The 8141-nt window shown below is 71.2% G+C and carries 5 protein-coding genes; all 5 read left to right on the forward strand.

Annotated features, from left to right (window positions below; translation table 11 throughout):
- A partial coding sequence (locus ACFWF3_RS15480) for an Hsp70 family protein (protein WP_379314189.1) occupies window positions 1-1077 on the forward strand: 1077 nt, incomplete at its 5' end.
- A complete protein-coding gene (locus ACFWF3_RS15485; protein ID WP_379314190.1) occupies window positions 1067-3580 on the forward strand; it encodes a LuxR C-terminal-related transcriptional regulator in 2514 nt (837 codons plus the stop codon). The genes ACFWF3_RS15480 and ACFWF3_RS15485, both read left to right, overlap by 11 nt.
- Before the next feature lie 43 nt (window positions 3581-3623).
- On the forward strand, window positions 3624-4718 hold the full coding sequence (locus ACFWF3_RS15490; RefSeq protein WP_379314191.1) for a hypothetical protein: 1095 nt from the start codon (window positions 3624-3626) through the stop codon (window positions 4716-4718).
- A 118-nt stretch (window positions 4719-4836) separates the two neighbouring features.
- Window positions 4837-6198, forward strand: coding sequence for a S1 family peptidase (locus tag ACFWF3_RS15495; RefSeq protein ID WP_379314192.1), 1362 nt, complete (start codon window positions 4837-4839; stop codon window positions 6196-6198).
- A gap of 91 nt (window positions 6199-6289) precedes the next feature.
- Window positions 6290-7612 carry a S1 family peptidase gene (locus tag ACFWF3_RS15500; RefSeq protein WP_378995807.1) on the forward strand — a complete coding sequence of 441 codons (1323 nt, stop codon included), beginning with the start codon at window positions 6290-6292 and terminating at the stop codon, window positions 7610-7612.
- The last annotated feature ends 529 nt before the right edge of the window (window positions 7613-8141 follow it).

An 8141-nucleotide genomic window follows, 5' to 3' on the forward strand; every position in this document is an offset into this window, starting at 1 on the left:
CTCTCCAGAATTACCGCGACGGCGATTCCGGTCGGCATGCTCAACCCCGCGATCCACACCGAACAGGTCCGGCTGACCCGGGGCGAACTCGAAGATCTGCTGCGCCCGATCCTGCTCGACTCGATGAGCCTGCTCCAGGACGCGGTGCGCCGCGCCGAACTCACCCTCGGCGATGTCGGCCGGGTGCTGCTCACCGGTGGCGGTGGCGCGATTCCCCTGGTCGCCGAGCTGATCTCGACCGAATTCGGCCTGCCGGTGATCGCCTGCGCCGACCCGGCGACCTGCACGGCACGCGGCGCGGCCGAGATCGCCCTCGACGTCGCCGCGATCAGCGTGCCCACCGAGGCCATCCCGGTCGTGCCGGTAGCACCGGCATCGGCTGCTGCGGCACCGGTTGCCGAGGGACTCGCGCTGCCACCGTCCGAGCCGGTACGGACCAAGATGTTCACGGCCAAACGCTCGGCGATCGTCGCGGCGGCGGCCTTGACCATGGCCGCGCTCGCCACCGGCACCCTCGCACTCGGTGGCGCCACCCAGTTCTCACCCACCGGACCCGCCGAGACCACCGTGGCCCCATCGGTCCCCGGCGCCCCCGCGGCGACCGGCGCGGGCGGTGCGGCCGGCACGGCGAATGCCACGAACTCCGTGGTCACCGACCCGGCCAAGCCGGGTGCGGTCGGCACACCAGCGCCATCCGGCGCGATCCCGGTCGGCACGACCGACGCCGGGGTTCCTGGCGGCACGCCCGCGGCGGGAACTCCGGCACCCGCCGCAGCACCCACCGGTGGAGCACCCGCCGACGGAACACCGGCGACCGCGGGCCAGCCGAGCCCCGCCGAGCAGCAACCGGCCCAGGCGCCGCCCGCAGGGCAGTCCCCAGCGCCCGCCCCGGCTCCGGCACCTGCACCCGCACCGGCTCCGGCGCCCGCTCCCGCTCCCGCACCGACCCGGCCGCAGGTCCCCACTATCAAGGTCGACCCCGGCGGCCTGCTCGACGACGTGGGCGGCGCGGTCGGCGAAACCCTCGAATCGGGTACGCAACTGCCCGGCAAGGTCCTCGGAGGAAATGGTGGCTGAGATCGCCCACGACACCTTCCCGAATGCCCGAACCATTTTCCGCGATCTCGACAACGCCGACCAGCAGACGGTGCTGCTCTTGATCCGAGGCCGAGCCGGGACCGGAAAGACTTTCCTGCTCGACGCCGTTCGCGCACGCCTGCGTCGCCGCGGCATACCGGTGGTCGAATCCGCCGCCGACGATGTCGAGAACGGGGTTCCCGACCGGGCAGTGCTCGTCGCCGACAATATCCACAGCTACAGCGACGCCGAGCTTCGCGCACTCTGCGAGGCCATCGAAACCGGGCAACGCTCGGTGGTGCTGACCACCCAGCCTCGGCCACACGATCCCCAGCTGCGCGCGCTGGCCGACGCGGTGGCGCGCAACGGCCGCACGGTGGATCTGCGAGCACTGGGAAGTGCCCACATCACCTCGTTCGCCAGGGAACTCGGCGTGGCCGTGTCCCAGCCGCTCGCGGCGCGTATCCATCAGCTCACGGCGGGCATTCCCGGCGGTGTCGTCGCGGCGTTGAAGGGCGCCCACGCCGCGTCGCTGGAAACCTGTGAGGCAGCGGTCGACGAGGCCGTCACCGTCTGGACGCGGACGCTGCTGGAAGCGGTCGAACCCGAGTTGCTCGAAACGCTGGTCATCGCGGCGACCGGAACCGGACTGGACGCGACAGAACTCACCGAGGTGCTCGGTGTCGACACCGCCACCGCCCACGACCTGATCGACCGGGCCAGGTCGGGCGCGCTCGTCACCGATGCCGACCTGCTCCTCGCGCCCGCCGTGGGTCCGCTGCGGACGTTGCTCGGCGATCGGCGCTATGTCGATGTGCAGCGCAGGCTGCTCACCGCGCGCCTCGACGCGGGACTGCTCCGCGACCGCACCGCACTGATCCTGGCCGAGTCCGGCGTCGTCGATGCCCGGCTCGCCGAGTTCCTCTGTCGCACAGCCGAGAAATCCGACGAGGCGACCCGCTGCTACGCGGCGGCGGCCGCGGCAGGCGCGGCAATGGAGTCGATCGCGCTGCGCTGGGCCGAGGCCGCCGCGCACGCGGGTGACACCGACACCGCGCTACGCCTGGCCGAACCGCTGCTGACCGCCGAGAACGTCACACGCGCCGACCTCGTCGCCGCGGTGCGCATCTGCGCGAGCGTGCTCATCCGCCGAGGACTGGTGAGCCGCGCGGCCGGCCTGTACAACTGGCTCGGACCCGACCGCATCGGCGCCGACTGGGCGCCCGCTGCGATAGTCCTCACCCTGGCCGGTGAACAGGCCGGCGCCGCGCGCATGTCCGAAGCAGCACAGCACTGGCCGCCGACCGAGGCCGACGCGGGCGCTCGGCTGATCGCGGGCGCGCTCGACGAATCGCTCGACCCGCACGGAACCGGAACGACCGCGGCGATTTCCGCCCTGATCCAGGCGGGCAACACCGACACCGGCGACGATCGCTATCTGCCCTGCTCGGCGGTCTCGATCGCCACGTTGCTCTGCCTCGGCAGCGGCGAGCCCCGTCGCGCCGGTGACGCGCTGCGCCGGGCGGCGGGCATGGGTGGTGGCCGCCAACTTCCGGTGCTGACGGCTTGGACCGCACTGCTCGGCGGCGACGAACGCCGTGCCGCGAGCACTCTCGCCGAGATCGACATCCCCGCCCTCGCGCCCCGCGATCAACTCCTCGCCCACGCCCTGACCGTGGGACTGGCCCGGCGCGGCGGCGATCACGCCGCCCTGGCTCGCGCGTGGCACGCGGCCTGCCCACTGTTCGACGAGCTGGAAGCCGACCTGTTGAGCCTGTTGCCGATCGGCGAACTGTGGCTGGCCGGTATCCGCCTTGGCGACGCGCGACGGATCGAACCGCTCGTCGATGCCGCCAGGGTGCTGGTCCGCAAAGTGGGCCGCGCACCCGCCTGGACCAATTCCTTTCACTGGTACGGCGTGCAGGCCGCGCTGGCCGACGAGTCGCCCCGAGCGCTGCTGCCCCACGCCCACGCGCTGAAGACGGCGGCGGAAGCGGGTGACCGGCAGGCCACCGTGCTGGCCGACGCCGGGCGCACCTGGGTGCTCGTGCTGCGGGGGCAGGTGGCCGCGGCCGATGTGGAGGCCGCGGTCTCGGCACTGGCCGAGCTCGGGCTCACCTGGGATGCCGCCCGCCTGGCCAGCGAGGCAGCCCTCGCGGCGAGCGACTCGACCACCGCCACCGCCTTGCTCAAGCTCGCGCGTTCGGTGCGCACGCAAGCCCAGCCGGTCGAGCCACTGCGACCGACCGCACAACCGCAGCCGCCCGCAGCCGGTCCCACGCCCCTGACCGGCGAGTCCGGCGCACTGAGCGACCGGGAACGCGAGGTGGCCGAGCTGGTTCTGCTCGGTCTGACCTATCGCGAGATCGGCGCGAGGCTGTACATTTCCGCGAAGACCGTAGAGCATCACGTCGCGCGGATCCGACGTCGACTAGGCGCGCGCTCACGATCGGAATTACTGTCAATGCTGCGCGCGATGGGACACGGCCGATTGCTGGTGTGACTCGCGCGGACATGTCGACGCCGAAGTGAGGGGTGTTCCGCCGATGGCCACTGGGGTCGGCCTGCGTATCGCCGATGACGAATGCATCGCCGCGGTGGTCACCGAGGACGGCACGGTTCAGGTGATCGAGCGTGCTTCGGTTCTGCACATGTCCGACGACGGTGACGCCGCCCTCGGCGGACCAGCTCCCACCGGGCATGCCCACTCGATCGCCGGTTTCGTGCGCGCGATCGGGGATCCGGCCGGTGTCGATGTCGACGGCGGCGAGGCCTACCGTGCCGAAGACCTCCTCGCGACGGCGATGTTCTGCCTGATCGATCTCACCACCGAGCACCTCAGCGGTCCGGCCGAGTTCTACGCCACCCACCCCGCGGCCTGGTCGACCGAGGTCGTGCGCGGCGTACGCGAGGCTTTGGACTATCTGGGCTTGAAGTCGGTGGCCCTGCTCGGCGAGGACGAGCTGCCCCAGCCCACGAACGGCGCCGATCCCGGTAAGACCTTCGCCAACGCCGCCGCCCAGGCGGCGCTGGTCGCGGTGCTGGCCACCCCGGCCGGCGCGACCCCGCCCGACCCGATCGTCACCGAGAACGCCACGGTCGCCACCGATGTGATGCCCGCGCTGCCGCCGCCCTCGGTGACCGCGCAGGCATACTCGGCGGCGCTGCCGGTCTCACCGCTGCCGACGAAGGCGATGGCGCCGATCGCGCCCGCCCCGATCGCGGAGCCCGCGGTGGTGCCCGCCCGCGAACCCGCGCGCAACAAGACCCCGCTGCTGATCGCCGCTGCCGCGCTCATCGGCCTGCTGCTCGGCGGGGTCGCGGTCTCGGTCCTGATCCGCGATTCCGAAACCGTCGCACCGCCGACGATTTCCGATGCCAGCCCGGAAACGCTGTCGCCCACCTCGGCGCCCGCGCCGCCTCCGCCGCCGGTCGTCGAGTCGACCACACCCCCGCCGGTCACCACGACCGACGAACCGGAGCCGACCACCACCGAGGCGCCACCGACGACCACCCCGGAGCCGACCACCACCCCGCCGACGACCACACCGGGCCCCACCACCACCAAGCCCCGGTCGCCCTTCGGGACCTACCCGCCGGGCTATCTCCCCGCGCCCCTGACCATCCCGGGGCAGCGCTGAATCCAGCAGCCGGACGGTAACCGCGCCAGCTGGGCGAGCGTGCCCTAGAGTGATGCGCTGACCGACATGATCGCCGCCGGCGGTGTTCTCGGTCACTGGTTGTCGACGAAGGGATTTCATGCGCAAGTTGGTGGCGCGTCGCGCCGCGGTCAAGGCAGCCTCCGCCGGGTTCGCCGCGACTGTTCTTCTCGCACCCCTGCTCGGATCCGGCATCGCGTCATCGGAACCTGCTGCGCCACTACAACTTTCGGCCGATGCGTTACCCGGTGAATTGGTGACCGCACTGTCGCGTGACCTCGGGATGACCCCCACCGAGTACCTCGATCGTGCCGCGCGCGCCCAGCATTTGCGCGACTACGCGACCGACTTCCGTGCCGCGAACCCCGACACCTTCGCCGGCGCCTGGCTCACGCCCGAAGGCAAGGCCGTCGTCGCCACCACCGATGCCGAGGCGGGCAAGCTCGTCACCGCCGCCGGCTACCAGACCCACCTCGCGCCGATCTCGGCCGGCGGGCTGGAAGGCGCGCTGGTGCAACTGAGTCAGTGGGTCGCGAGCCTGCCGCCCGCGATCTCCGCGCCGATCAGCTCGATCGCGATCGACGTGCTCAACAGCCAGCTCGTGCTCAACGTGGCCAACACCGGCACCGGCCACATGCTCAACCTGCCCACCCTGATCGCCACCATCAAGGTGGTGCTCTCGCCCGGCGGCGGCGGCCCGGTGGAGTACAAGCCGATGGGCGGCGACACCTACATCACCGCGAAGAAGGACCTGCACGACGCCGACCTGCGCGGCGTGGACGTCTGCTCGTTCGGGTTCAACAGCACCGACGCCGCGGGCAACGCGCTCAATATCTCCGCGGGCCACTGCAACCCGAACGTCGACAACGGCGGCACGGCCTCGGTCTACGTCCCGAACGTGCGCGACATCCCCAACAGTCCCGAAGTCGGCACCTTCGCCCGCGCGGTACTCGGCGGCCCCGCCTCGCTGGACTACTCGGTGATCAAGCTCAACGAGCGCGCGGTGAACGCGGGCATGGACCAGCCTCGCGTGCGCGGCGCCGAGGGCACCACCCTGACGGTCACCGGCACCGCCGAACCCGTCACCGGCGCACCGGTCTGCAAGACCGGCCAGTCCTCCACCTTCACCTGTGGGTTCGTCTCGGCCGATCACGTGGAGACCCAGCTGTTCACCGAAGCGGGCGTCAGCAAGACGATCCGCGGCTTCGCCAGCACCGCCTGCACCCTCGGCGGCGACAGCGGCGGCGCCATCGTGTCCGGCACGCTCGCCCTCGGCATCACCAGCGGCTCGAACGCCTCCGGTGCACCCAACTGCACCGAGGCAAACACCCAGCTCGCCCCCTACGGCGGCACCGCGTCGCTCGGCGTCCCGATCCGGCCCATCCTGGCCGACATCGAGGCCACATCGGGCGGCGGCCTCGGCACCGGAATCATGGTGCGCACCAAGCCCAACGCGGGCTGAGCGGGGACAAATCACCGACCGGACCGGGTGAGCGAAATCTCTTGCCCGGTCCGAGTAGGCATAAGTCGCTCGAGCCCATATAGTTCCGATCATGCTCCTGCCACGTATGGGTCGTACCCCGTCCGCGCGAAGCTCGAGAAGAGCTCGGAAATCGATAATCGCCGCTTCGGCGGCGTTTCTGCTGTTCGGCCCCACGATGGCGGTTGCCGACGCGCAGCCCGCGCGCGCAGATCTGCCCGCCCAGCTCATCGAGGCGGTCACCCGGGATCTGAAGATCTCCCCCGACGAATACCTGCGTCGCGCCGATGTCGCGCAGCAGGTCGCCGCGTTCTCCACCACCGCGCAGCGTCAGTTCCCGCAGGTCTTCGCCGGTTCCTGGCTGAGCGACCAGGGCAACGCCGTCATCGCGCTGTCGCACGGCCCCGGCGCCGACCAGGCCCGGGAAGCCGCGCAGTCGGCCGGTTTCGAGGTCCGCAACGTCGCCAAGAGCGAGTCCACCCTGCGCGGCGAGAAGACCGCCTTCGAGAACTGGCTCGCCGCCGCACCGCCGGAGATCTCCGCGCTGGTGCGTGGCGTCGTCGTCGACACCGTGAACAACTCGATCGCGGTCCGCGTGCAGCAGGCCGGGCTCCCGCTGCCCAGCTTCATCGACCCCTCCCGCGTCATCGTCACCGCACCGCCGGTGGCGGGCGAGCGGGTCGACCTGACCGCCACCCCCGTCGCCGGTGACGGCAACGGTGCGCTGGCAGGCGGCGACGGCTACGCCTCGGTGATCGGCCGCAGCTCGCTGCGCTGCTCGCTCGGCTTCAACGGCACCGACCGCTCGGGCAACGTCATCAACATCTCGGCGGGCCACTGCAACCCCGACATCGAGTCGGCGGGCACCGGCAACGCCGCCGCCGTGTACGAGGTCAACGGCGACCGCGCGGGCGCTCAGCTCGGCACCTTCCAGAAGTCGGTGCTCGGCGAGCAGGACTACTCGATCATTCGCGTCAACGACAACGCGCGCGCCCGCTTCGAGAACAACCTGGTCCGCATCCCCGGCCAGGCCCCCATCGCCGTCGACGGCGTGGCCACCCCCGTGGTCGGCGCCCCCGTCTGCAAGTCCGGTGCCCGCACCGGCTTCAGCTGCGGCGTGATCAACGGTGTCGACCAGACCGTCCAGGTCGGCGACCGCCAGCTCACCCAGAGCTTCTCGGCCAACATCTGCGCCCTCCCCGGCGACTCCGGCGGCGCCATCGTCACCGGCCGCCTGGCCCTCGGCATCTCCAGCGCCTCCTCGGTCGCGGATTTCCCGATCTGCGAGATCCCGAACATCATCGGTGCCATCACCGGCGACACCCCCCAGCTGTTCGCCCAGCCCCTGACCGTCGTCCTCTCGGATAACCCCGGTCTGTCGGTCCGCACCAACTGATCACCACCATGTAGGCACAGAGCAGCCCCGAAAGGCCGGTAGCACTCCCGCTACCGGCCTTTTCGGCTGCCTGGGCCGCCTCCCCGAGTCTTCAGCGTGTCGTCCGGTAGCTCGACCGTCAGCCCTCGGCCATACGTCATGTGCGTATCGGCTGAGAGGTGGCTGCGCAGTTACCCATGTCCGCACGTGATCAGCGGGTCACCCCCGCCACCCAACCCCCACCACCTCCCCACAGCACCCCAACCAGACGCCTACCGCACTACAAACACCCACACCAGCCTCGGACCTCTGAACCGCTACCGCACCCCCAGCCACGCCCTCCACCCAAAGTCCGCCGCACCACCGCACTACCAGCCCAACCTCCACCCAAAGTCCGCCACACCACCAGCCACACCGTGCACCCCGGGTCCGCCATGACCGCACTCCCACCCACCACCCGCGACCCCTAGGGAGCGGCGGCCACGAAGTGGCCGGTCCGCGGCCGGGCCGCCGGTTAGGCGCCGCGGAGATGCGACGAAGGAGCGATCTG

Origin of the sequence: Nocardia sp. NPDC060220, from assembly GCF_042727815.1 — a bacterium.
In the GTDB taxonomy this organism is placed as follows: domain Bacteria; phylum Actinomycetota; class Actinomycetes; order Mycobacteriales; family Mycobacteriaceae; genus Nocardia.

Bases quoted from the DNA above. Each gene is read 5' to 3' on its own strand.
- ACFWF3_RS15500 (WP_378995807.1), top strand. From the start codon at position 6,290: ATGCTCCTGCCACGTATGGGTCGTACCCCGTCCGCGCGAAGCTCGAGA.
- ACFWF3_RS15485 (WP_379314190.1), top strand. From the start codon at position 1,067: ATGGTGGCTGAGATCGCCCACGACACCTTCCCGAATGCCCGAACCATT.
- ACFWF3_RS15490 (WP_379314191.1), top strand. From the start codon at position 3,624: ATGGCCACTGGGGTCGGCCTGCGTATCGCCGATGACGAATGCATCGCC.
- ACFWF3_RS15495 (WP_379314192.1), top strand. From the start codon at position 4,837: ATGCGCAAGTTGGTGGCGCGTCGCGCCGCGGTCAAGGCAGCCTCCGCC.